The organism is Niallia sp. FSL K6-0212, from assembly GCF_038007605.1.
GTDB classification, from domain to species: domain Bacteria; phylum Bacillota; class Bacilli; order Bacillales; family Cytobacillaceae; genus Niallia; species Niallia circulans.
This window is the reverse complement of the sequence record NZ_JBBOXL010000001.1, coordinates 861696-887991: the sequence shown is the minus strand read 5'-3', so window position 1 is coordinate 887991 and position 26296 is coordinate 861696. Positions and strand designations below refer to the sequence as shown.

Annotated in this window: 25 protein-coding genes; 24 read left to right on the top strand and 1 reads right to left on the bottom strand. The window is 37.3% G+C overall.

Translation table 11 applies throughout. The features are described 5' to 3' along the window. The first annotated feature begins 57 nt into the window (after positions 1-57). The 6 genes from rho to MHH96_RS03975 all read left to right on the top strand — a co-directional run bounded on the left by rho (position 58) and on the right by MHH96_RS03975 (position 5803). A complete protein-coding gene (gene rho, locus MHH96_RS04000; protein WP_016202506.1) occupies positions 58-1332 on the top strand; it encodes a transcription termination factor Rho in 1275 nt (424 codons plus the stop codon). Positions 1333-1552: 220 nt separating this feature from the next. Next, entirely contained in the window at positions 1553-1753 is a 201-nt protein-coding gene (gene rpmE, locus MHH96_RS03995; protein ID WP_047940758.1) for a 50S ribosomal protein L31, read from the top strand. Positions 1754-2074: 321 nt separating this feature from the next. Continuing rightward, positions 2075-2692, top strand: coding sequence for a thymidine kinase (locus MHH96_RS03990; RefSeq protein ID WP_047940757.1), 618 nt, complete (start codon positions 2075-2077; stop codon positions 2690-2692). A gap of 249 nt (positions 2693-2941) precedes the next feature. Next, positions 2942-3328 carry a MerR family transcriptional regulator gene (locus MHH96_RS03985; protein ID WP_047940756.1) on the top strand — a complete coding sequence of 129 codons (387 nt, stop codon included), beginning with the start codon at positions 2942-2944 and terminating at the stop codon, positions 3326-3328. A 39-nt stretch (positions 3329-3367) separates the two neighbouring features. Then, positions 3368-4681, top strand: coding sequence for a hemolysin family protein (locus MHH96_RS03980; RefSeq protein ID WP_047940755.1), 1314 nt, complete (start codon positions 3368-3370; stop codon positions 4679-4681). A gap of 60 nt (positions 4682-4741) precedes the next feature. Further along, on the top strand, positions 4742-5803 hold the full coding sequence (locus MHH96_RS03975) for a hemolysin family protein (protein ID WP_328282828.1): 1062 nt from the start codon (positions 4742-4744) through the stop codon (positions 5801-5803). Positions 5804-5914: 111 nt separating this feature from the next. Here MHH96_RS03975 and MHH96_RS03970 read toward each other — a convergent pair whose 3' ends face one another. After that, positions 5915-6817, bottom strand: a complete 903-nt coding sequence (locus MHH96_RS03970) for an STAS domain-containing protein (RefSeq protein WP_082809998.1) — start codon at positions 6815-6817, stop codon at positions 5915-5917. Between the two features lie 219 nt (positions 6818-7036). Between MHH96_RS03970 and prfA the strand changes: the two genes are divergently transcribed. From prfA to upp, 18 genes are all read left to right on the top strand, one after another. Beyond that, positions 7037-8110 (top strand): peptide chain release factor 1, encoded by a 1074-nt coding sequence (prfA, locus tag MHH96_RS03965; protein WP_047940752.1) that lies wholly within the window; start codon positions 7037-7039, stop codon positions 8108-8110. Further along, positions 8103-8966, top strand: a complete 864-nt coding sequence (gene prmC / locus MHH96_RS03960; RefSeq protein ID WP_095258219.1) for a peptide chain release factor N(5)-glutamine methyltransferase — start codon at positions 8103-8105, stop codon at positions 8964-8966. Before prfA ends, prmC begins: the two co-directional genes overlap by 8 nt. A 263-nt stretch (positions 8967-9229) precedes the next feature. Beyond that, a complete protein-coding gene (gene spoIIR, locus MHH96_RS03955; RefSeq protein WP_328282829.1) occupies positions 9230-9961 on the top strand; it encodes a stage II sporulation protein R in 732 nt (243 codons plus the stop codon). Between the two features lie 212 nt (positions 9962-10173). Further along, positions 10174-11103, top strand: coding sequence for a metal ABC transporter solute-binding protein, Zn/Mn family (locus MHH96_RS03950; protein WP_341116750.1), 930 nt, complete (start codon positions 10174-10176; stop codon positions 11101-11103). A gap of 2 nt (positions 11104-11105) precedes the next feature. Then, positions 11106-11840 carry a metal ABC transporter ATP-binding protein gene (locus MHH96_RS03945; protein ID WP_341116746.1) on the top strand — a complete coding sequence of 245 codons (735 nt, stop codon included), beginning with the start codon at positions 11106-11108 and terminating at the stop codon, positions 11838-11840. Next, positions 11840-12748 (top strand): metal ABC transporter permease, encoded by a 909-nt coding sequence (locus tag MHH96_RS03940; RefSeq protein WP_095258216.1) that lies wholly within the window; start codon positions 11840-11842, stop codon positions 12746-12748. The genes MHH96_RS03945 and MHH96_RS03940 overlap by 1 nt, the downstream gene beginning before the upstream one ends. Beyond that, a complete protein-coding gene (locus MHH96_RS03935; RefSeq protein ID WP_341116741.1) occupies positions 12748-13641 on the top strand; it encodes a metal ABC transporter permease in 894 nt (297 codons plus the stop codon). The genes MHH96_RS03940 and MHH96_RS03935 overlap by 1 nt, the downstream gene beginning before the upstream one ends. Before the next feature lie 309 nt (positions 13642-13950). Then, entirely contained in the window at positions 13951-14865 is a 915-nt protein-coding gene (locus tag MHH96_RS03930; protein ID WP_341116740.1) for a proline dehydrogenase, read from the top strand. Between the two features lie 85 nt (positions 14866-14950). Then, the gene (gene pruA, locus MHH96_RS03925; RefSeq protein ID WP_341116739.1) at positions 14951-16525 is read left to right on the top strand and encodes an L-glutamate gamma-semialdehyde dehydrogenase; all 1575 of its coding nucleotides are present in this window, start codon (positions 14951-14953) and stop codon (positions 16523-16525) included. A gap of 270 nt (positions 16526-16795) precedes the next feature. Continuing rightward, complete coding sequence (locus MHH96_RS03920) at positions 16796-18469, top strand: sigma-54 interaction domain-containing protein (protein ID WP_341116737.1); 1674 nt, start codon at positions 16796-16798, stop codon at positions 18467-18469. 72 nt (positions 18470-18541) lie between these two features. Then, positions 18542-18997 carry a hypothetical protein gene (locus MHH96_RS03915; protein ID WP_061800835.1) on the top strand — a complete coding sequence of 152 codons (456 nt, stop codon included), beginning with the start codon at positions 18542-18544 and terminating at the stop codon, positions 18995-18997. A 173-nt stretch (positions 18998-19170) separates the two neighbouring features. Then, entirely contained in the window at positions 19171-20211 is a 1041-nt protein-coding gene (locus MHH96_RS03910) for an L-threonylcarbamoyladenylate synthase (RefSeq protein ID WP_061800834.1), read from the top strand. A 103-nt stretch (positions 20212-20314) separates the two neighbouring features. Beyond that, positions 20315-20869 (top strand): manganese efflux pump MntP, encoded by a 555-nt coding sequence (locus MHH96_RS03905; RefSeq protein ID WP_047940740.1) that lies wholly within the window; start codon positions 20315-20317, stop codon positions 20867-20869. A gap of 240 nt (positions 20870-21109) precedes the next feature. Beyond that, entirely contained in the window at positions 21110-21562 is a 453-nt protein-coding gene (locus MHH96_RS03900) for a low molecular weight protein arginine phosphatase (protein WP_061800833.1), read from the top strand. Positions 21563-21592: 30 nt separating this feature from the next. Then, positions 21593-22894 carry a methyl-accepting chemotaxis protein gene (locus MHH96_RS03895; protein WP_047940738.1) on the top strand — a complete coding sequence of 434 codons (1302 nt, stop codon included), beginning with the start codon at positions 21593-21595 and terminating at the stop codon, positions 22892-22894. Between the two features lie 84 nt (positions 22895-22978). Beyond that, positions 22979-23551: a TIGR01440 family protein gene (locus MHH96_RS03890; RefSeq protein ID WP_328282832.1), complete on the top strand. Its 573-nt coding sequence runs from the start codon at positions 22979-22981 to the stop codon at positions 23549-23551. Between the two features lie 460 nt (positions 23552-24011). Continuing rightward, positions 24012-25253 carry a serine hydroxymethyltransferase gene (glyA, locus tag MHH96_RS03885; RefSeq protein WP_061800831.1) on the top strand — a complete coding sequence of 414 codons (1242 nt, stop codon included), beginning with the start codon at positions 24012-24014 and terminating at the stop codon, positions 25251-25253. A 230-nt stretch (positions 25254-25483) separates the two neighbouring features. Further along, entirely contained in the window at positions 25484-26113 is a 630-nt protein-coding gene (gene upp / locus MHH96_RS03880) for a uracil phosphoribosyltransferase (RefSeq protein ID WP_047940735.1), read from the top strand. Positions 26114-26296 lie beyond the last annotated feature (183 nt).

Here is a 26296-nt window from a genome sequence, read left to right as displayed (position 1 = left end):
CCCACATTTCGAAATAAATGGTAGGGATAACTGAAAATATAAAAGAGTGGTGTAAAAATGGGATTAAATATATCTAGTTTAGAAAATATGAAATTAAAAGAGCTGTATGAATTAGCTCGCGAATATAAAGTTGCCTATTACAGTAAGTTAACAAAAAAAGAACTGATTTTTTCCATCTTAAAGGCAAGAGCAGAGCAAGAAGGCTATTTCTTCATGGAAGGTGTTCTAGAGATTATTCAGTCAGAAGGATTTGGCTTCTTAAGACCGATTAATTACTCTCCAAGTTCACAGGATATTTATATTTCAGCATCTCAGATTAGAAGATTCGATTTGAGAAATGGAGATAAAGTTTCAGGGAAAGTTCGCCCACCTAAAGAAAACGAAAGGTATTTTGGCTTACTTCAAGTAGAAGCTGTTAATGGAGACGATCCAGAGACAGCAAAAGAAAGAGTTCATTTTCCAGCCTTAACGCCTCTATACCCGAATCGTCAAATACATTTAGAAACAACACAGAGAAATGTATCTACTAGAATAATGGATGTGTTAGCTCCTGTTGGCTTTGGACAACGCGGTCTCATTGTAGCTCCTCCTAAAGCAGGTAAGACAATGCTGATCAAGGAAATAGCAAATAGTATTACAACAAATCATCCAGAGGCAGAGTTGATTGTTTTACTCATTGATGAAAGACCTGAAGAAGTAACAGATATTGAAAGATCTGTAAGTGGAGACGTTGTTAGCTCTACATTTGATGAAGTTCCCGAAAACCATATTAAAGTTGCTGAATTAGTACTAGAAAGAGCAATGCGTCTTGTAGAACATAAACGTGATGTTATTATCTTGATGGATAGTATCACAAGATTAGCTCGTGCCTATAACCTAGTCATTCCTCCAAGTGGAAGAACTTTATCGGGAGGAATTGATCCAGGAGCATTCCATAGACCAAAACGATTCTTTGGTGCTGCACGTAATATCGAAGAAGGCGGTTCTTTAACTATATTGGCTACAGCACTAGTTGATACTGGTTCACGTATGGACGATGTTATTTATGAAGAATTTAAAGGAACAGGTAATATGGAGCTTCATTTAGATCGTGCATTAGCAGAAAGAAGAATATTCCCTGCTATTGATATTAGACGCTCTGGAACACGAAAAGAAGAATTATTGATTCCTAAAGAACATTTAGACAAGCTATGGGCTATTCGTAAGTCAATGTCTGATTCACCAGACTTTGCTGAAAAGTTCTTAAGAAAATTAAGACAAACGAAAAGCAATGAGGATTTCTTTGCCATCCTAGGTGAACAAATGAAAGCAGGAACTGCGAAGCGTTCCTAATCACAGATAAAAGCGATATAAGTGATTTTTAAATTATTTATTTGTATGATTGAAGACTTTCAGTTTTTTTCAATATTTGGTAATTAATGCATGGTTAATAGTGTTGCAAAACAAGAATGTACTTGTTATAATATAATCAATGTGTTTTACAATTACAGTGTCTAAGCACTGTTTTAGAACTCTGTTTCGAAAGTTGCAGGGCGGAAGGAGATGAAAAGGAATGAAAACAGGAATTCATCCAACTTATAACGAAATTACGGTGAAATGTGCTTGTGGTAACGAGTTCAAAACTGGTTCTGTTAAAAAAGAAATCAAAGTTGAAACTTGTTCTGAGTGCCATCCGTTCTATACTGGACGTCAAAAATTTGCTGAAGCTGGCGGACGTGTTGATCGCTTCAACAAAAAATACGGTCTTAAGTAATATGGAATATCAAGAACAGGCAAGAAGTTACTTCTCCTTGCCTGTTTTTTATTTGGACTGATAGTAGGATTTTTAAGAATGAAAGTCATGATATAACTTTTATTCTTAAGTATCTTATGTTATTTTTTTGTCTATTTTTCATGCGAGATGCTAGTAAAAATGATATTTGAAGTGAATCTATTATTTCCATTAGCATGGATAGCTGTTAAAGTATGTAAGAGAGAATATGGATAGTGATTTTCATATCTTGACTATTAATTAGGAAAATATAAATAGAGTAATGGAAGAGACAAGTTGTTTTATCTAGGAAGGAGCGGTTTCATGTATGTAATGAAACATCATGGATGGGTAGAAGTTATTTGTGGAAGTATGTTTTCAGGAAAATCAGAAGAACTCATCCGTCGTGTAAGAAGAGCGCAATTTGCTAAGCAGAAGTTTATAGTGTTTAAACCAAGTATCGATAATCGCTATAGTGAGAAATCTGTCGTTTCTCATAATGGAACTGCAACCAATGCGATTCCTATTAGTAAATCAGCAGACATTTTTGAATATGTTACTTCCGATATAGAGATAGTTGCAATAGATGAAGTGCAGTTTTTTGATGATGAAATTATTGGAGTTATTCAACATTTGGCAAATAGTGGCCATCGAGTGATTTGTGCTGGTCTAGATCAAGACTTTAGAGGCGAGCCATTCGGAAAAATGCCAGAATTAATGGCGATCGCAGAATTAGTGACGAAGCTTCAGGCAGTTTGTGCCGTTTGCGGTTCTCCAGCAAGTAGAACACAAAGATTGATTAATGGTGCCCCAGCTAACTATGAAGATCCTGTAATTTTAGTAGGTGCTTCTGAATCTTATGAACCAAGATGTCGCCATCATCATGAAGTACCTAGAAGTACAGAGAAAGCAAATAAAGATAATACCTCAACAGCTTTATAAGAAAAAGCTCTTGTTAGGAATGGTTGATCCTTCTTAACGGGAGCTTTTTTATTGTTTATAGAGAATATCGAAAACAAGTACAAAACCGTAGAATTGATAAAATCCTGGAATTCGTCTGCTATTCTTAGGTAAAATTCATTATCAACATGAACGATAAACCGTAACGTAATACTGTACGGATTTTGTTTTTCATGTTACTATATAATTAACTTATAAACAGAAAGGGGTTTTTTCATTGGGAAGGCGTTATTGCGTATTGGCCAAGTGGCGAAATTAAGCGGATTATCTACAAGAACGATTGATTACTATACAAGTAATAAATTGCTTCCGGTGACGCGATCTGATTCCAATTATCGCCTGTATTCCGAAGATGTTCTCTATACATTGGAACGAATAAAACTTTTGAAAAAACAACGTATGTCGATTGAAGAAATACGAAAAGTCATTCATTCAATGGAAGACCAAGAAATCGAACCAATGATGGATGAGGTACAGGACGAAATTGCCTGTTTGCATAAAAAACTGGCCTCCTTGGAAGAACGATTGAAAGATGCGCCGCAGGAAGAGAAAAAGAAAGTGTATCGTACACTTGAAACAAAATTATTAGACGTAATGAAATTACTGTCTTTAATGTAACTATTCCTGGAGGTGAATCCCTCGAAACGAGGGAAATAATTGGACATAATAACGATAATCAATTTATTTTTACTAGTGCTATTAATAGCGCTAACAGCTTTCTTTGTTGGTGCAGAATTTGCTGTTGTTAAAATTCGTATGTCAAGAATTGATCAGTTAATAGCAGAAGGAAATAAGAAGGCCATTATGGCGAAGAAAGTAGCAAGTGAGTTAGATTACTATCTTTCTGCCTGTCAATTAGGTATTACCGTAACCGCACTTGGTCTTGGTGCCCTAGGAAAACCGGCAATTGAGCAACTATTGTATCCAGTATTTAATTTACTGAATGCTTCTCCATCTGTTGCCTCAGTTGCTTCCTATGCTATTGCTTTTGCATTGGTAACTTTCTTGCATGTGGTGGTAGGAGAAATGGCCCCGAAAACACTTGCTATTCAATTCGCTGAAAAATTAACCTTATTGCTGGCGCCGCCATTATATTGGTTTGGTAAGGTGATGAAACCTTTTATATGGGCATTGAATGGTTCTGCACAAGTAGTACTTCGTTTAATGGGGATCAAACCTGTTAAGCACGAACAGGCCTATTCTGAAGAAGAATTGAAAATAGTAATGACACAGAGTTATCAAGGTGGAGAAATTGATCAAACAGAGCTTGAATATATGGAAAATGTATTTTCCTTTGATGAAAGAGTAGCGAAGGATATTATGGTTCCTAGAACAGAGTTAGTAACACTAAATAAAGATATGTCCTATGAAGAGATTGTAAAGGTCTTGGATGAGCATAATTATACGCGCTATCCTGTAACAGAGGATGGAGATAAAGATCATATTATTGGTGTAGTGAATGTAAAGAAAATGCTCACACAAATGGCTTGGGGAAGAAATCGTCAATTAGAAGAGTTCGTTCGTGACCTTCCGGTTGTGTTAGAAGTAACAAGATTGCAGGATGCTCTTTTAAAAATGCAGCAGGAGCGAGTGCATATGTTATTGGTTATTGATGAGTATGGTGGTACTTCTGGTATCCTGGCAATGGAAGATATACTAGAGGAACTTGTTGGAGAAATCCGTGATGAGTTTGATGCAGATGAAGTGGCGGACATCCGAGAGTCGGGGAAGGATAAATATTTCATTAATGGCCGTGTATTGCTAGATGAATTAGAAGAACGTTTTGGAATCCCGTTTGAAGAAAGGGAAGAACTTGATACTATTGCAGGCTGGATACAATATCAGCTATTAGATACAGCAAAAATTGGGGATCAAGTAGAACAAGGGGACCGATTATGGACTGTGACCGATATGGATAACTATCAGATCAAAGAGGTTAGCCTTACACAAAACGCTTTTAAAACTATCTAGATGTCAAAACTGCTTTATCGATAACTCATGGAGGTGAATCCCTTTAAAAGAGGGAAATAATTGGACAGTATAATACTATTGAATTTGTTTTTAGTAGCAGTATTTATTATGTTAACAGCGTTTTTCGTTGGGGCGGAATTTGCTATTTTAAAAGTAAGAATGTCACGGCTGGATCAGCTTATTGCCGAGGGAAATAAAAAGGCAATTATTGCAAAAAAAGTAGCGCATGACTTAGATTACTATTTATCTGCCTGTCAGCTTGGGATTACCATTACGGCATTCGTTTTAGGAGCTTTAGGAGAACCAACAGTAGAAAAAATCCTTCATCCTTTGTTTGAGAGGTTCGATGTGCCTAATGCTTTATCAACTGTACTCTCCTATGCAATTGCTTTGTCAGTTGTTTCTTTTTTACATGTTGTAGTCGGAGAATTGGCTCCAAAGACATTGGCTATTCAATATGCTGAAAAAATGACGCTGATGTTTGCTCCTGGCTTATATTGGTTTGGGCGGGTTACAAAGCCGATTATCCATGCTCTAAATGGCTCATCTAGAGCGATCCTCGGATGGTTTGGTATAAAACCGACTGGACATGAAATAGCCCATTCGGAAGAGGAATTAAAGTTGATTGTGACTCAAAGTTATGAGAGTGGCGAAATCAATCAAACAGAATTAGCCTATTTAAAGAATATTTTTGCTTTTGATAATCGAATTCTAAAAGAAATTATGATTCCAAGAGAACAAATTGTGAATGTAGAAATAGAAATGTCATTGGAAGAGATGTTGACTGTCTTGGATACACATGAATATACTCGTTACCCTGTTACAAAGGATGGAACAAAGCTAGTAGGGTATGTAAATACAAAAGAAATGCTGACAAATGTGGTAGCAGGAAGAGAAACGAAAATGGAAGAATTTATTCATGAGATGCCTATTTTTTTTCAAACGTCACCAATCAAAAATGTTCTTCTTAAAATGCAGCAAGAAAGAGTGCACATGGCTTTAGTGAAAAATGAAAGAGGCGTAATTGTAGGACTTGTTACAATGGAGGACATTCTAGAAGAAATTGTTGGCGAGATACGTGATGAATTTGTAGGAGAAGAAATTCTGAATAAAGGATTCTAATTTTGAATTTACTAGTTTAATAGAAAAAAGATTAATAACTCTGCTAAATCATTTATTGCTATGCAGGAAATCCATTTCCGATAGTAGTATAAACAATTTAGCAGAGTTTTTTTATGGTTTATGCTTTGCGAAAGGCATAGTACTAATGCTAGAGGCTGCGACATCTAAAGACTTTTCCTGTAAAGATAGCGCTTGTTTTAGCGTACTGAATGTGGAAACTTTCCCCAATTTAATTCCCAAGGCAGCAATCATTTGTGCTGTATCAGGACTAAGTCCAGAAATAGTAGACTCAATACCAATGAAAGAAAGTATTTTTGTTAGTTTCATTAACTCATGCAAAACCATTGTATCAATGGAAGAAATACCTGATAAATCAATGAACAGATGCTCAATGCCTTCCTCTTTGCAGCGTACAGGAACGGTTTCTAATATTAGTTTTGCACGTAAGCTATCAATGTCACCGATTAGAGGAAGAACACCAATCGAATCAGTAATTGGAATAACAGGAACGCTTAATTGCTGGATAAGCTCCTCTTGGGAATGGATTTTTTCTTTGGTAAAAGTATGATACATACTGGTAAATTGATTTGTCAATTGATCAAAAGTAGAGTGATATTTAGTGCTCCATTGTAAAACTAAGGCTGTTGAAACTTCTTTATGCTCAAGGATAAATTGTTCAATTGTATCCCATATTGCCTTTCTTGTAATACTTAATGCCTCTAATACTTCATGAACAGGCGTTGCTAATTCTACCCTGCTTTTAGCAACTTCATTTGCCCATACTTCTAGATTATCAGCAAAGATGCTTTCATCTTCTAGAAATGCACTGATAACAGTCTGAATGGTAAAAGCATGCTGCTTTTTAAGCATTTCTTCAACTGCAGGGGAGGTGTTTTTTGAGTAAATAGACCCTGGTTCTCCATCTTTAATAGCAAACCATGTTTTCGTAATAGAGGGCGCCTTGTCCATCACATATTCGTAAATGGAATGGTTCGTTAGGGACATATTTGTCATTTCCTCTCTTTTTAGTGTTATATCTATTATAATAGATAATGAAAAAATTGGCTCTACATTCTTATGCTTATTTAATTAAGGCGCTATTTTTTAAGTGGAATAATTTTTTTGAAAAAGAAAAGAAGCGATAAAATGCTATTTTTCATAAGAATTGGTTTTGACGAGAAAAATAGCCTATAATATAATGAATACGTTATGGATAAAAACGAGGTGAATAGTGTGTTTGATCGTCTTCAAGCTGTCGAGGATCGTTATGACAAGCTTAATGAATTATTAAGTGATCCTGAAATTGTGAATGATACAAAAAAACTGCGTGACTATTCGAAGGAACAATCGGATATTCAAGAAACAGTAGAAGTTTATCGTGAATATAAAGAAGTAAAAGAACAGCATGTAGAAGCTAAAGCAATGCTGGAAGAAAAGCTAGATCCAGAAATGCGCGAGATGGTAAAAGAGGAATTAGATGAAACAGCAGCACGTATTGAAGAGTTAGAAGCACGTTTGAAAATATTGTTAATCCCTAAAGATCCTAATGACGATAAAAACGTTATTATGGAAATAAGAGGTGCTGCCGGAGGAGATGAAGCTGCATTATTTGCAGGGGATCTTTTCCGTATGTATAGCCGCTTTGCGGAGGCGCAAGGATGGAAGATGGAAGTCATCGATGCGAGCTCAACAGGTGTTGGCGGCTATAAAGAAATCATCTTTATGATTAACGGAAAAGGGGCATACAGCAAATTAAAGTTTGAAAATGGGGCCCACCGTGTACAGCGGGTGCCGGAAACGGAATCTGGTGGTCGTATCCATACGTCTACTGCAACAGTTGCTTGTTTGCCTGAAGCAGAAGAAGTAGAGATTGAAATCCATGAAAAAGATATTCGTGTAGATACATTTGCTTCTAGTGGTCCTGGAGGGCAAAGTGTTAATACAACGATGTCTGCTGTCCGTTTAACGCATCTTCCAACAGGTACAGTCGTTTCCTGTCAGGATGAAAAATCACAGATAAAAAATAAAGAAAAAGCAATGAAAGTATTACGTGCGCGTGTTTATGATAAATTCCAGCAAGAAGCACAAGCAGAATATGATCAACAACGTAAATCTGCGGTTGGAACAGGGGACCGCTCTGAGCGTATTCGTACGTATAATTTCCCGCAAAACCGTGTGACTGACCATCGTATCGGATTAACTATTCAAAAGTTAGACCAAATTCTTCAAGGAAAAATGGATGATATTATCGATGCCCTCATTTTTGAAGAACAATCTAGTCGTTTGGAAAGTGCTTCCGATGTGTAAGGTATTTGAAGCCCTAAAATGGGCTTCTTCTTTTTTAAAGGAGCATAATAGAGAAGAATATGCAGCGGAGTTATTATTAAGGCATTCTTTACAAGTGAGTAGATCTGAAATGCTTATGAAATTTCGTGAAGACATAGGTGATGAACAATTCAAGGATTTCCAAAAGCTAGTCTACTTGCATGCCAAAGGACAACCAGTCCAATATATTATTGGTCAAGAAGACTTTTATGGCAGAGCTTTTAAGGTGAATAAGGAAGTGCTCATTCCTCGACCAGAAACGGAGGAGCTTGTACAATCTGCGCTTGCACGGATAGATAGACTGTTTGGAAAAGATGCAGCGTTAAAGCTAATAGATGTGGGGACAGGAAGCGGGGCAATTGCTGTGACTATGAAGCTAGAATGTCCATCCTTGCAGGTAGTAGCTAGTGATCTTTATGAAGTTTCATTAGCTGTTGCAAAGCAGAATGCTGCGAATTTAGGGGCAGATCCAATAGAATTTGTACAAGGAGATTTATTGCAGCCATTTATTGCCCAAGGGAAAAGCTTTGACGTTGTACTCTCCAATCCTCCCTATATACCAGAAGGGGATGTCATGACGATGTCTGACGTGGTAACCGAGCACGAGCCGCATAGAGCACTGTTTGCCGGAGAAGATGGGCTCCTTTTGTATAAAAGGCTATGTGAAGAACTACCTCAGGTCGTCAAGGAAAAAGCTATTATTGGCTTTGAAGTAGGTGCGGGCCAGAGCAATGCTGTTGCACAGCTTTTAGAAGCCGCTTTCCCTCAGGCAAAAGTAGAAGTTCAATATGATATCAATGGCAAAGATCGCATGGTATTTGCCGAAGTAGGCTTTTGATTAGTAGGAGAAAAGGCATATGCTATACCCGGTTATACGGTGTAATAGCATATGCTTTTTTTATTTGGGAAGAGTCGTTTTATAAGTTGGAGAGGAGGAGCCGCAAGTGTAAGGTGGGAGAACTGCAAGAAAAAGCAGCAAACGGCAAAATAAATGAAGACAAATTCCCATTCTACAAAAAATTACTCCAAAAAAATGAAATTTACTAGTTTAAGATTCTATTAATCTGCCCACACTGTGTTAGTGAAGGGGCGGTGCTAAAGATGAAAAATAAACCGATGGCAACTATTTATTTATTTGTACTTATTTTATCTACAATGATGAGTTTATATATTCCAAAAAATGAAGTGACAGCAAATAATGAAGTAATTATTCCTAATGATGCGATTCGTCTAAGAATTTTAGCAAATAGTGATAAGGAAAATGATCAGGAGTTAAAAAGAAAAGTAAGAGATGCTGTAAATGAGGAAATTACAAACTGGGTTTCCGAATTAACTTCTAAAGAAGCGGCAAAAGACTTATTGAAGAAAAAATTACCAGAGATTAAACAGATTGCGGAAAGAGTAGTAGAAGAAGAAAAAGCCAATCAAGCTGTAAATGTTACGTTTGATAAAGTGGATTTTCCAACTAAGCTTTATGGTGAGTTCTTATATCCAGCTGGACAATATGATGCCATTTTAATTACTTTAGGAGAAGGTGAAGGGGCAAATTGGTGGTGTGTTCTTTTCCCGCCATTATGCTTCTTGGATTTCTCTAACGGAGTTGCGGTAAGTGATGGATTTGAGGAAGAGAAGAAAGAAGAAAAAGAAGATAAAGCAGTAAAGGAAGAAAAGAAAGAAAAGAAAGAAAAGAAAGAAACGAAAGAAAAGAAAGAACAAAAAGAACAAACTAAAGCGGAAGAGAAACAAGATCCTGTATTTGTAGAAGGAGAAAAAGAAGAAGAAGTAGAAGTGAAATTCTTTCTTGTGGAGTTATGGGAGAAGATATTTGGATAACAAAATAGTTTTTAAGAGAGATGCTGTTAATAAAGGCATCTTTTTTTATTGAATGTTAGCAAAGTTACTTAAAAAATTTTCCCTAATCACGATTAAATCATTGACATTTTTCGAATAGTTAAGTATTTTGTATATAAACATAAAAGTTTCCTTAGGGAAACAAATTGTCCAAAGGGTATGTTTGTTGCGATAAAGAAAAGGGGGCAGGAATAATGTGGAAATTGGTAATAACAGGATTGCTAATGTCGTTTGTTTTTCTAACAGGATGTTCAGCTGAATCAACGGAATCAAAAGAAGATGGTAAGCTTACGATTGTTACTACAATTGCGCAAATTGCAGAGCCTATGTCGGTTATTGGCGGCGATAAAGTAGAAGTGCAAAGCTTGATGGGACCTGGAGTGGATCCTCATTTGTATACAGCGACACAAGGGGATATCCAGAAAATGGATGGGGCGGATATTGTCTTTTATAGCGGGCTGCATCTAGAGGCAAACATGGTAAAGGTTTTTGCAGAAATCGGCAAAACAAAACCAGTTCTTGCGATTGGGGATGGTATCGCCGAAGAGAAGCTTTTGAAGGATGAGGAAGGCGCAATTGATCCCCATATTTGGTTTGATGTTGATTTGTGGAAAGAGGCACTTGATGCTGCAACGACCGAGTTAAAGAAAGCGTCACCTGATGATAGTGACTATTTTGAAAAAAATAAACAGGAATATTTTGCGAAATTAGATTCATTAAAAGAAGAAGCAAAAACACAAATGGAATCATTACCTGAAGATAAGCGGGTATTGGTTACAGCACATGATGCATTTGGCTATTTTGGAAGAATGCTAGATATAGAGGTTGTTGGTTTACAAGGTTTAAGTACGGAAGCTGAAATTGGGTTAACGGATATAGAGGACACTATTGCATTACTAGTAGAGCATCAAGTTCCAGCAGTTTTTGTTGAAAGCAGCATTAACCCAGCCTCCATCAATGCCGTTCTGGAAGGAGCAAAAAAACAAGGGCTTGATATAGAGCTTGGAGGAGAATTATTCTCTGATGCTATGGGCGATGCGAAATCGAATGAAGGAACATATATCGGGATGTATGAACATAATGTTTCAACCATCTATCAAGCATTGAGCAGAGGAGTGGAATAAAGATGGAGACAGTACTTACAGTGGAAAATGTGTCCGCTGCTTATCGTAAAAATGAAGTACTATCTGATGTTAGTTTTCAAGTGGAGAAGGGAACTCTGACGAGTATCGTCGGACCAAATGGGGCCGGGAAATCTACTTTGTTAAAAGTAATATTAGAGCTTCACCATGCTATTAGTGGAGAGGTGAACTTTTTTGGTGAAACCTATCAAACAGCCAAATCGAGAATTGGGTATGTACCCCAGCGTGGTTCGGTAGACTGGGACTTTCCAACAAATGCTCTTGATGTAGTAACAATGGGTTTATATGGGCAAATAGGGTGGCTCAAGTGGCCGAAGAAAGAGCATAAACAAAAGGCAATGGCAGCCTTAAAAGAAATGAAGATGGAAGACTATGCAGATCGTCAGATTAGTCAGTTATCAGGTGGACAGCAGCAGCGTGTGTTTCTTGCACGCGCGCTGGCGCAAGATGCTGATCTTTACTTCTTAGATGAACCGCTTGCTGGAGTCGATGCAACAACGGAAAAGGCGATTATGGAAACCTTAAAGATGTTGAAAGAGCGCGGTAAAACTGTTATGGTCGTCCACCATGATTTGCAGACAGTTGAAGAATATTTTGATCATGTTCTCCTGTTAAATAAAACAGTCATTGCCCATGGTCCTACAAGTGAGACTTTCACAAAAGAAAATATTAGGAAAGCATATGGTGGTACCTTGCACTGGATGGGAGAGAAGAGATAATGTTTAGTTTTCTTTCTTATAATGCGCAATCTGTATTATTCAGTACGTTCTTATTAGGAATGGCAGCAGGTGTTATTGGAAGCTTCGCTTATTGGAAGAGACAAAGCTTAATGAGTGATGCCCTTTCTCATGCTGCGTTACCAGGAGTTGTATTAGGGTTTATAGTACTGGGAGAAAAAAATCTATTTGTCATGATAATTGGAGCAGCGATTACCGCTTTATTAGGTGCATTTCTTATTCAGTGGATCAGAAGCTCAAGTCGTGTGAAAGAAGATGCAGCCATGGGAATTGTATTATCTGTTTTCTTCGGCTTAGGGATTATGCTGTTGTCATTTGCTAATCGAATGCCTGGCGGTAATCAAAGTGGACTGGATAGCTTTATTTTTGGGCAAGCGGCATCTATGGTATCAAGAGATGTCTGGACCATGATGATGGTGGCTATTATTGTACTTTTCTTAACAGTAATTCTTTTTAAAGAGTGGAAAATTTTTTTGTTTGATCCAAGCTTTGCGAAAGGATTAGGTATATCCATAACGGGGATGAATGCACTCTATATGGCAATTCTTGTTTTAGTTATTGTGGTTGGCATTCAAGCGGTCGGCGTCATATTAATGGCAGCCTTATTAATAATTCCAAGTGTAAGTGCTAGATATTGGACAGAATCCTTTAAAGTGATGGTGATTCTTTCCGCCTTGTTTGGAGGAGCCTCCGGAATGATTGGAACATTTTTAAGCACAATTGGAAAAGGATGGCCAACTGGTCCGTTTATCGTAGTAACCGCAGCTGCTATTTTCTTTATCTCCTTATTTTTAGGAAGTAAAAAAGGATTGGCTGTTGTCTATTTTCAACAGAAAAGACAAAGGAAGAGCATGGAGTTAGTAAAAATGACGAGGGAGGTAGAACAATAATGAGCTATACAGGTTGGATATTGTTGACTGCCTCATTAGTAGGACTAAGTTGTGGTTTAATTGGCGTTTTGTTGATTTTAAGAAGAATGGCTATGATGGCTGATGCTATTAGCCATACCGTGTTATTGGGGATAGTGTGTGCTTATTTAATAACACGAGAATTAACAGGAATTCATATGTTGATTGGCGCGGTTATTGCTGGCCTTGTTACTGCGTTTTTCATTCAGTGGCTGCATTCACGCGGAGTTCAACAAGAAGCTTCAATTGGAATCGTCTTTACTACACTATTTGCGATAGGGGTCATTTTAATTGCAACCAAAGTAGGCAATGCCCATTTAGATGTGAAACATACTTTAATGGGAGAAATTACTTTCATCCCATGGGAAAGAGTAGAAGTCCCCATTCTAGGAAGTGTTCCAGAGGCAGTATTATTATTAAGCGCCGTGTTATTTGTAATTCTATTGGTCATTATTGCATTCTATAAAGAGTGGAAAATTACTTCATTTGATCCTGCACTTGCAGCAAGCCTTGGCATTCCAGTTATCTTTATGCATTATTTATTTATGTCTTTGGTTTCCTTAACAACAGTGGCAGCTTTTGATGCTGTTGGCGCAATTATGGTAGTAGCAATGCTTATTACTCCTGCGGCTGCAGCTTATTTATGGACAGATCGATTATCCTTTCTTTTTCTGTTAAGCAGTGGGTTTGGGATTCTATCGGCGTTTATTGGCTATTATATGGCGGTATGGTTAGATACCTCTATTTCAGGGGCGATGGCTTTTTCTACAGGCATCATTTTTATGATAAGCTTCCTTTGCTCTCCGAAATATGGAGTATTAGCAAAAAGAATGACAAGAAGAAAACACAACCAGAGAACATACAAAATTAGTTAAGAGATTGTCTGTGAAGTACTCTTTTAAAAGAGGGGTTAGAACCTTCTTTTAAAGAGAGTACTAGTCGGACAATCTTTTTTTATGTGATTGGCAGCCTCAATCATTAATCACTTCGGATACTCTTCCCTCTAAATTTTAAGCAGCTATCAAAAGAAATAAATTATGCGCTTCCAGTATTTTAATAATAAAAATTAATCAGAAAATTATAGCTTTCAAAGCTGGTATTATTGTATAATCGAAGTAAGAATTAAACATAAATGTACAGTGTTAAAGTTTTAAACAAAAGTGTTCAAAAAGGGGAGCTTGATAATGGAAGTTGCATTGAGAAATATGTTTCAGTCATTAGCTAAGAATAAGTCCGCCAATAAATTAGCTCGCAAATATGGTTTACGCTTTGGAGCAAAACGATTCGTTTCTGGTGAAACGATAGCAGAGGCAATTTCAAAAGTCAGTGAATTAAACAAATCAGGTAGAGTGGTTACGCTTGATCATTTAGGAGAGTTTGTCTATACGAAAGAAGAAGCAGATGAATCAACGAGAATGTCTTTAAAAACACTAGATGAGATTCATGCATCTAGCGTTCACTCCCATTTATCAGTCAAAATGACATCACTGGGGTTGGATATTGATAAGGATTTATGCTTGAATAACATGCGGAAAATTGTTTCTAGAGCCAGCCAATACGGAAACTTTGTCCGCATTGATATGGAAGACTACGCTCATTGTCAAGTAACCATTGATATTTATGAAGAGCTCCGCAAGGAATATGATAATGTTGGTTTGGTCATTCAAGCCTATTTGTATCGAACAGAAGAAGATATGAAACATTTGAATGAATTAAGCGCAAATCTGCGTTTGGTAAAGGGAGCTTATAAAGAGTCACCGGATGTTGCCTTTCCAGAGAAAAAGGACGTAGACGAAAATTATAAAAAAATTATTGAAATGCATATGCTGAATGGAAACTACACAGCTGTTGCCAGCCATGATGAAAAAATAATCCAATTCACTAAAGAGCTTGCTGCAAATCATGGGATTGATAAAGACAAGTTTGAATTTCAAATGCTGTATGGAATATGTGAGGATTTGCAAAATAAGCTAGTGAAAGAAGGGTACAAAGTAAGAGTGTATGTGCCATACGGAAAAGATTGGTTCGGCTATTTTATGAGAAGATTGGCAGAAAGACCAGCAAACGTTTGGTTTATTTTGAAAAACTTATTTAAGTAACCTTATAGAATCGAGCTCCCCTTTTTATATATTAAGTTTGCAAGACTTAGGATGAAAAAATATAAACAAAAAAGGAGAAATAAAGATGACGAATTTGACAAGTATCCCACCGTATAAAAATGAACCGTTTACCGATTTTACTCAAATCGAGAACCAGCATGCAATGGAAGCCGCTATTCAAAAAGTAAAAGAGGAATTAGGAAAAACCTTCCCCCTTGTAATTGGCAAAGCCAAAATTATGACAAAAGAAAAAACGGTATCGATTAATCCGGCGAATGTAGATGAAGTCATCGGAGAAGTAAGTAAAGGGAATAAAGAGTATGCAGAAAAGGCCATGCAGGAAGCCTTGCAATCGTTTGAGACATGGAAGAAAGTAAAACCAGCTGAGCGTGCTGAATATTTGTTTAAAGCTGCACAATTAATGAGGGAAAGAAAACATGAGTTTTCCGCATACTTAATCTTAGAGTCAGGGAAGAACTGGGTAGAAGCAGACGCAGATACTGCGGAAGCAATTGACTTCCTTGAGTTTTACGGGAGAGAAATGATTCGTTTAAGTGAGACATCGATCCACCAACCGCTATACCCGACAGCTGGTGAAGTAGATAATAAGATTACCTATATTCCGCTTGGGGTAGGGGTTGTTATTTCTCCATTTAACTTCCCGCTTGCTATTATGGCAGGGACAACAGTTGCTGGAGTCGTATCGGGGAATACCGTTATCTTAAAGCCGTCCGATAATACACCAGTTATTGCTGCTAAGTTTGTAGAATTAATGGAAGAAGTGGGTTTGCCGTCGGGTGTTATTAATTATCTTCCTGGCGATAGTTTGGAAGTAGGAGAATATTTAGTGGAGCATCCTAAAACAAGATTCATTTCCTTCACTGGATCTCGTGCTGTAGGCTGCCGTATCTATGAGCGTGCATCTGTTGTACAGCCTGGCCAAATATGGTTAAAGCGAATTGTAGCCGAAATGGGTGGGAAAGATGGCATTGTAGTCGATGAAACAGCAGATCTTGATGCAGCAGCAGAAGCGATTGTGGCAGCGGCGTTTGGTTTTCAAGGTCAAAAATGTTCTGCTGGATCTAGAGCAATTATTGTGGAATCTGTGTATGATAAAGTAGTAGAAAAGGTAGTAGCACGAACAAAAAATTTAGCTATTGGCCTACCAGAGACGAATGCAGCAGTAGGGCCAGTGATTGATGAAAAAGCATTAAACAAAATACTAGGCTATATTGAAATTGGCAAAAACGAAGGGAACCTCGCAATAGGTGGGTCTCGTGTAGAAGGAAATGGCTACTATATTGAACCAACCATTTTTATAGATGTTCCCGCAGATGCTCGCATTATGAAAGAGGAAATTTTTGGTCCAGTTCTCGCAATCTGTAAGGTGCCTGATTGGAAAACAGGTATTGAAGTATATAACGATACCGAATATGGCTTGACCGGCTCCTTTTTTTCTACTCAAGAAGATCGAATCGAGTATGCATTAGAAAATCAGCATTGCGGCAATTTATATATTAATAAGAAATGTACAGGTGCATTAGTAGGAGTGCACCCATTCGGAGGCTTTAACATGTCTGGAACGGACTCCAAAGCAGGAGGATTCGACTATCTGTTACTTTTCACACAAGCTAAACTAAGCACGAAAAAAGTACTGTAATCAGTGTAATTGCTAGCTGTCTTTTGGGGAAATGATGGCAGGCAGAGTAAATCCATAGTCAAAAATAAACCAACTTAATCAAGCTGACTCTATTAGGAACACAAGAATATTACTAGAAAGAAGTAGTAACTTCTGCATTTTAATCATTCGAGTGGATTCCTTTTAGAGCCAGCTTTTTTCTATAGAATAAATTGCATCCATTTTCCCTTATTGGAAAAAACGGTTATTTAGTGATAAATTAACAATAATAAGGAAAGAAAGGATAAAGATATGTTTACAGATTCGCAAATGAAGATTGAAACTTCATTTACCATCCTCTCAGACGACGAAAAAATTAGTACGCTAACAGAGGTGTTAGCAGATTATTCCTACGCTATTATTGAAAGTGAGCAGTTATTTACGATTGGAAATGCTGAGCAGTACCTATTAGCAGCTGTAAGGAATAGTCAAACAATAAAAGACTGGCTGCAAGTAAGTAATATATTACCTTCAGAGGTAATTACTATACAGGATATAAAAAAGGACAATCTAAGTTGGTTAAGACCAGTCATTATAAAGAAACAAAATGAATTTCAAGGGATTGTGACTGCGGCAGCAAGAATCCAAGCTTTACAAAAGGAAAATAAATATATCGCTACTTATTTTGAAACACTTGCTGAGACTATGAATGATGCCGTAACAGCAGTAGATAGTCACGGAACCGTTTTTTACTGGAATAGTGTAGCAGAAGATACCTATCAAATTACAAAAGAAGCAATTATCGGTAAAAAAATCGGCGAGCATTTTGAAACAGACTCGATTCAATTACATCGTATCCTAAAGGAAGGAAATCCGATTAGAGGTACGTATCACCGCCCAAATGAACATACACATGTGTTAATTAATGCTTCACCAGTTCTTGTAGATAATAAAATAATTGGTGGCATTTCAACAGAACATGATATTACGAAGCTAATACACCTAAATCAAGAATTAGATTCGACTACCTCTATATATGTGCAAAAGGATGAGCCTTTTTCCTCTATTTTATCAAGCAGCAAAGAAGTGAAAAGAGCGGTTGAAATGGCACAAAAGGTAGCCTCGGCGGAAATACCGGTTCTTATATCTGGAGAAACAGGTACAGGAAAAGAACAGCTTGCACAAGCGATTCATTATGGGGGATCGAAAAGAAAGAATCCGTTTTTATCGTTAAATTGTTCCACTGTTCCAAAAGATTTAATGGAGATGGAACTGTTTGGATATCAGAAAATGACTTTTAATGCGGGAGATCCAGTAGAAATAGAAGGAAAGATAGAGCAGGCTGAGTCAGGGACACTATTTATCGAAGAAGTGGATAAAATGCCTTTAACTGTTCAGGAAAAACTTTTGCACTATATGACAGAGCGATCCTTTACTAGGGTGGGCGGAGAACAGCAGAAAAAGCCAGCAACAAGACTTATTTTGTCATCTACCCAGCCTTTAGGAGAGTTAGTAAGAAAAGGGGAATTTAATGAAAGGCTTTATTACCAAATTAGCGTTATTCATATTGAAATTCCTCCACTCCGCAAACGAAAAGAAGATATACCGCGTTTAGTTAATAGTTTTCTAAAAATGTACAATGAAAAATATCAGAAAAACGTAACAAAAATAAATGAACAAGCAATGCATATTGTATGTTCATACGATTGGCCAGGTAATATAAAAGAGTTGAAGAATGTAATAGAACATAGTCTATTAGTATGTGAGGGAAATAGGGAATTAACTCTTGAATATATCCCGGCAGAAATTGTAGAGAAGTATAAGGTTTCTATTCGGGGTGAAAAAGGGAATAGGGAAGATAACGAAATGGAACGAATAAAAGAAGCGCTCAAAAAAACCTATGGAAATAAGAGTGCTGCAGCAACATTGCTAGGAATATCAAGAGGAACTTTATATAACAAAATAAAAGAATTTGGCCTTAAATAAGAAATCTCGCATTTTTTCCTCCATCATTTCATAGTAATAGATTAAATACTAGATGGTGGGGGGATTAGAAAGATGCATATCATTCGACAAGCAGAAATAGGGGATTTAGAAAGGATTGCTGCTTTTTTAACAAAAGCAGAAGTGACAGTAGAAAGATTGCAAGAATGGCTGGACTGCTTTTTGCTTATGGAAGCGGAAACTGATCAAACTCTGATAGGCACCATTGGAATAGAACCTTTTGGGAAAATAGGATTGCTTCGTTCGATGGTTCTTTCTAAAGGAACGGTGGAAGATATATTGTTTTTAATACACCAAGCGTTAAAATTAGCGAAGGATAAAGACCTAGATGCCATCTATTGTAAGGTTCATAATCCGCATTCCATGCAATTATTTCATTTATTAGGGTTTCAAGCGATAGAAGAAGAAAACATTCCAGCAGCATTGAAAGAGTCGAATACTGTAAAAAGCGTTTTCACTGTTGATAAGTCGCATTTTATGTATATTCCGATGAATATTGTGGATAAATAGCAAAAGTTATCCACTTTTCAGGGGTGTTTATTCACAATTTGGGGACAAGTCAGATTTTTATCCCAATTTAAGGAGAAACTTGTCCTTTTCCACAAATGGTGGTATTGTCGAAAAATGAGGAATAAGAAGCGATTTAGCGTAATTGATATCAAAATGGAAAAAGGTGGATTTTAATGAAGACAAATTATTGGTCAGTGGATAAAAATGTGGATAAAGAGGAAAGTTATTCACAAATACAACAAGCTGCTGATCTTTTAAGAAAAAATGAGGTCGTTGCGTTTCCGACAGAAACGGTTTATGGCCTTGGTGGAAATGCAAAAGAAGATTCCGCCATTTCAAAAATATTTGCGGCTAAAGGAAGACCGTCTGACAATCCGCTTATCATACATATTGCAAAACGAGAGCAATTAGATGAGTTAGTAGAAAAAGTACCGGCAACAGCAGAGAAATTAATGGATGCTTTTTGGCCGGGACCACTTACGATTATTTTTGAAAAGAAAAATGGGGTGTTATCGGAGTTAGCGACTGCTGGTCTTTCTACAGTGGGAATTCGAATGCCTAATCACCCTGTCGCATTACAGATTATTGAACAATCATCCCTGCCAATCGCAGCTCCAAGTGCTAACCGTTCCGGGAAACCGAGTCCCACGAAAGCGATTCATGTGAAAGAAGATTTAGATACATATATTGCCGGAATAGTGGATGGTGGTTCCACAGGAGTAGGTGTTGAGTCTACTGTTGTTGATTGTACGGATGAGAAAGTAATGGTTCTCCGCCCAGGAGGCATTACGAAAGAACAACTAGAAAGTGTTGTCGGTGAAGTGAAAGTTGATCAGGCGCTGACTGATACGGAAATAAAACCAAAGTCACCTGGGATGAAATACACTCATTACGCTCCAAATGCTCCATTGTTTTTAGTGGACGGTTCTAAGGAGAAAATTCAATTACTAATAGAAGAAGAAAAACAAAAGGGACATAGAGTTGGTGTTTTAACTACAAAGGAAAATAAAGCATTCTATCGAGCTGATTTTGTTTATGCTTGTGGTAAACGGCTGGATCTATCTACGGTAGCTGCTGAGCTATATGATGGTTTGCGAAGCTTTGATCATCAGCAAGTCGATATTATCTTCGGAGAGATGTTTCCGACAGAGGGCGTTGGACAAGCTGTTATGAACAGATTGATGAAAGCTGCTTCTCACCAAGTAATAAAATAGTGTTTAATGAGAAGTCATCTCTTAAAAATATTTGCGGATATTTAATTCTAAAAGAACTTGGACGTGCATAATCTCTAATGAGCAAGTCCAAGGGGGCCAAAGAATGTCTGCAGTTGTGGGAGAACTTTTTACACTTATTTTAATGGCATTTGCTTTAGGAATGGATGCATTTTCGGTTGGGCTAGGAATGGGGATGTTTCAACTAAGATTAAAGCAAATCGCAAAAATCGGCTTTATAATTGGAATCTTTCATGTAATAATGCCTTTACTGGGGATGATTACAGGGAAGTTTCTTTCGGAAAATTTCAGTGAAATAGCCGGATATATAGGTGGAGCACTTCTAGTTTTATTAGGAATTCAAATGATTTGGACTGGGTTTAAAGAAGTGGAGACAAGTCGAATTACGCCGGTTGGTTTCGGCTTGCTTCTATTTGCGGTTAGTGTAAGTTTGGACAGCTTCTCCGTTGGCTTAAGTCTAGGAATATACCAGGCAAGAACAGTAGTAGTTCTGCTTTGCTTTGGAATTAGTGCGATGGTACTGACGTGGTTAGGCCTACTAATTGGAAGAAAAGTACAGGGCTGGTTAGGCTCTTATGGAGAAATGCTTGGGGGAGGAATCCTTCTTATTTTTGGAATCAAGCTGCTTATTAGTTTATAGTAGTATTAGATACGGAGAAGTGGCTTTCATCATTGGGTGAAAGCCATTTCTCATTTCCTTGTTTAGAAAATGATAGAGTGAAAAGATAATTTGAAGGTAATGTAACATACTCCAATTAGTAAATGCTGAAAATGTCCTAGCTTTAACCGATAATAAACGAGTATTTGCACTATCTTCTTTGTAGATAAAATAGAATTATTAGGTAAAATGGTCTATAATAGAACCATATAAAGGAGGATAATGATGATTCGCATATTGTTTGTTTGTACAGGTAACACGTGCAGAAGTCCAATGGCAGAGGCTATTTTAAAGCATAAATTTGCTTCTGAAGTCGAAGTCAAATCCGCTGGAGTCTATGCGGTAGATGGTAGTGCTGCATCTTTGCAGGCACAGGAGATTCTTTCTGAAAAGGGAATCCAGCATAACCATTCTTCCACAATGGTCACAAAAGAGTTAATAGACTGGGCAAATTATATATTCACAATGACAAAAGGGCATAAAAATATGCTTGTATCAGCATATCCATCCTCCATTGAGAAAACGTTTACGATAAAAGAATATGCAGAGGATGACCCAGATGGGGATGTGAGTGATCCTTTTGGAGGACCAGTTTCAATTTATCGAGACACATATGAAGAATTGGAAATATTGATAGATAAAATAATGGAAAAAATAACAAAAAGTGAATGGTAAGGTGCTTCTTATTCACAAGGGGGAAAAAGAGTGGGGACGAAGGTGCAGTATAAGTTTAGTTTACGAAAGAAATTGGCGCTATTTATTACAATTCTTGCAATTATTACGTATTCAACGAGTGCTTTTTTTATGTATATTCTCTATCCAGCCATTGAAAGCAAAATCGCCATTAGTTCCGTTATTTTTAATATTGTCACCTTAGCATTAGGCGTATTTTGGTCTGGTTTTTTAGGCTTTTTGGCGGCAGGGCTTATTATTAAACCGTTAAAGCGATTGGAACAAAGTGCATTAAAAGCCGCACACGGAGATATAAGCAGGGATGCAGAAGTGTCCAAATCAGATGATGAAATCAAATCCTTAGGCTTAGCTTTTAATCATATGCTGTTTAATTTACGCGACATGGTTCAAAGTATTGAAAATAATTTTAACAAAACAAACGAAACAGTAAAACGGATCTCTGCTGAATCGGATAACGCGCTAGAGCAAACATTAGCAATTTCTAATTCGGTTGGTGAAATTGCTGGGGGTGCTGAAATGTCTGCACAAAGTGTCCAAGCCTCAGCAGAGTCTGTAGAAGAATCAATGAATATCGCTCTTGTCGTGGAAGAAAAAGCGAATATGTCCAAAGCTATTTCCGAACAAATGTCTGAAAAGTTAGTAGAGACAAATAAAGTAGTTCATTCCTTAGTGGATGGAATGATGGAATTGGCAGTAGAGAATACGCATTCCCTAAAGTCTGTACAAAATTTAGAGATTCATTCTAAAGAAATTGAAGAAGTGTTAAAGCTTGTTGGAGAAATTGCCTCACAGACAAATTTATTAGCATTAAATGCATCTATAGAAGCGGCGCGAGCTGGAGAACATGGTGCTGGCTTTAGTGTGGTAGCCGAAGAAGTAAGAAGACTTGCTGATGAGAGTGGCAAAGCGGTAGAAGGAATTGCGGAGATTATCCGCAATATGCAGACAGAAGTTAGAAATGTCGTTGAACAAATTACAAACCAAGTCGAGAATGCTCAAGAAAAAGCGGAAACAGGGAAGAAAACGAATTTAATTTTTAATGAAATGAATGAAACTACAAATAAAATGGTAGATGCAACAGCTGATATAACCGAATTGATTCATAAGCAAAAACAACAAATTTATGAAACAACCCAGCAATCACAAGAAGTTGCAGCAATTGCGGAAGAAACGGCTGCAGGAGCACAACAGGTAACGAATATTGCGGATAATCAAACGGCACTTATACGCAAGGTGGATGGATTGGCATTGGAATTACAAGCGCATGCAGAAGAACTGCAGCAAACCATTTGTCGCTTTCACATTAAAGAATAGATAGTTTACTTGTACTCCCTATATCTTTGTGCCATGATGGTTATAGTATAAGAAATGTAGGTAACTTGAAGAGGGGTGTTTTAAATGAATGAGGAAACACTTAAGCTAAAGGAGCAGCTACGAACAATTCTAACGGAATATCAAGAACAGGTACAGCTGAAACAACAGCAATTATTTGTGATTGGCTGCAGTACAAGTGAAGTCATCGGTCAAAAGATTGGTACCGCGGGAACGGTAGATGTCGCTTCCTTAATTTTTGAAGAATGCCAAAAATATCAGCAGCAAGCAGGAATTTCGCTTGCTTTTCAATGCTGTGAACATTTAAATCGGGCTTTAGTAGTCGAAAGAAAAGTGATGTTAGCAAGGAACTTACCGGAAGTTTCTGTTGTACCGGTGCGTCATGCGGGTGGAGCGATGGCCACTTTTGCCTATCAGCAGATGGAAGATCCAGTGGTCGTAGAGTTTATTCAGGCAGATGGTGGAATCGATATTGGCGACACCTTTATTGGCATGCACTTAAAGCATGTTGCTGTACCAATCAGAACCTCACTGAAGGAACTAGGAAATGCTCATGTCACACTAGCAAAATCCCGTCCTAAATTAATTGGTGGTCCAAGAGCTGTATATGAGAACACAAAAGAAAATCTTTCTTGTTAATGAATAACCAATGAAATTCCTGCATGTTTTTGAGGGGTTTTGTTGGTTTCTTGTTTTTATGGACTGGCGCTGAAGGAAGAGAAGCTAAGGTGTATTGAGAAGGAGGAAGGTCGAAGTTAAGTAGAGTAAGAGAAAAAAGATATTAGAGACTAGACACTTCCACTCTCCTATCCCATTCCCATGAGTACTATCGTTAAATAATAATTCTTTGCTAAGAAAACCACCCAATAATAATGAAAAAATTATTTTTTATCACAGGTTCATTTTATTGAAATAGTAGAAAAATAAATATTTTTGTATCTTTCTAAAAAAATAACGAAAATACTTTGGAAAAACCGAACGAAAATTGTATAAATCATTTGATAATTCGTAAATTAGCTCTTTCTTTTTAAAATATATACATGATAGAATAGAGGCAGATTTACGGTGGAAAAGAGAGAATAGTCGGGAGGAAATACATATGAAGCATTTAGCGGAGCAAGATGAACTGGTTTTTAAAGCAATACAACAAGAATTAGGACGCCAAAGAGCGAAGATTGAATTGATTGCATCAGAAAACTTTGTTAGTGAAGCGGTAATGGAAGCACAAGGATCTGTATTAACTAATAAATATGCAGAAGGTTATCCTGCTAAACGTTATTACGGTGGATGTGAATATGTAGATATTGTAGAAGATATTGCGCGTGATCGTGCGAAGGAAATCTTCGGTGCAGAACATGTAAACGTACAGCCGCATTCAGGTGCGCAAGCAAATATGGCTGTTTATTTTACCATTTTAGAGCATGGAGATACCGTGTTAGGAATGAATTTGTCTCACGGTGGGCATTTAACACATGGTAGTCCAGTTAACTTTAGTGGTGTTCAATATAATTTTGTGGAGTATGGTGTGGATAAAGAAACACATTATATTAATTACGAAGATGTTCGTGAAAAAGCGTTGGCTCATAAGCCAAAGTTAATCGTAGCTGGAGCAAGTGCGTATCCACGTGAAATTGATTTTGCGAAATTCCGTGAAATTGCTGATGAAGTTGGAGCATACTTAATGGTCGATATGGCTCATATAGCTGGTTTAGTTGCTGCGGGCTTACATCAAAATCCAGTTCCATATGCTGATTTTGTTACTACTACAACGCATAAAACGTTACGTGGACCTCGTGGAGGAATGATTCTATGTAAAGAGGAATTTGCCAAGAAAATTGATAAATCTATTTTCCCGGGAATTCAAGGTGGTCCGCTGATGCATGTAATTGCAGCAAAGGCTGTTGCATTCGGGGAAGCACTGCAAGCTGATTTTAAAGATTATGCAGTGAATATTATTGCAAATGCAAAGAGATTAGCAAGTGGTCTGCAAAAAGAAGGATTAAACTTAGTATCGAACGGCACGGATAATCATTTATTATTAGTTGACCTCCAATCATTGGGTTTATCTGGAAAGACAGCAGAGCATGTATTAGATGAAGTGGGGATTACTGTAAATAAAAACACTATTCCTTATGATCCAGCAAGTCCTTTTGTGACAAGTGGAATCCGCATTGGTACAGCAGCGGTAACATCTCGTGGATTTGGTTTAGAGGAGATGGATGAAATAGCTTCTATTATTGGTTTTACACTTAAAAACCATGAAGACGCTGAGAAGTTAGCGGAAGCTGCTAAAAGAGTAACAGCATTAACGAGTAAATTTGAATTGTACAAGGAACTATAAGAGGAAGAGAACAGTTGATAAGGCGTATAGCGGCTTATCAATTGTTCTCTTTTTTTAAAACGATTTTTTTCTAGGTTTTCGGAAAAACTATCAGAGAAAATTCAAATTTAGAAAAGAATTTCAGTTGATTCAGTAATACTTTTTCTGTAGAATAAATAGAAGTGTGTTAACGAAGTATCCTGTCGAAAAAAGAGGATATTTATACTAATGAAGGAACGGAGTGAATAGTTGTGGCAAAAGTATATGTATTTGATCACCCATTAATTCAGCATAAACTTACATACATCAGAGAAAAACAAACAGGTACGAAGGAATTTAGGGAGTTAGTAGACGAAGTTGCTACTTTAATGGCTTTTGAAATTACTCGTGATATGCCATTAGAAGAAATTGAAATTGATACACCGGTCGCAAGAACAAAATCAAAAGTTCTTTCAGGTAAAAAAATTGGTATCGTTCCTATCCTGCGTGCTGGTATTGGAATGGTGGACGGGGTTCTAAAATTAATTCCTGCTGCGAAAGTTGGACATATTGGATTATATCGTGATCCTAAAACATTAAAGCCAGTGGAATACTATGTTAAGTTACCTTCTGATGTCGAAGAAAGAGATTTTATTGTTGTAGACCCAATGCTTGCTACTGGTGGTTCTGCAATTGAAGCAATTCACTCTTTAAAAAATCGAGGCGGAAAAAATATTAAATTTATGTGCTTGATCGCAGCTCCTGAAGGGGTGGAGGCGTTAAAAGAGGCACACCCAGATGTAGATATCTACATTGCGGCATTAGATGAGAAACTAAATGAAAAAGGTTATATTATCCCAGGTCTAGGAGACGCTGGAGACCGATTGTTTGGTACAAAATAATATCGTTCCAAAAAGGCCCAAAGCAGCTTAACTCTGGGCCTTTTTTTATTCCGCTCATCTCCTAGGGAAAAGAAACTTTATATCATTTCATTATAAGCTTTTCCTGCTTCCTTTGTGCTAACAGAACTGCAAATCGCATTGCTTCTTTATAACCTTATTAAATTAGAGAGAGTTTTTTGCTTT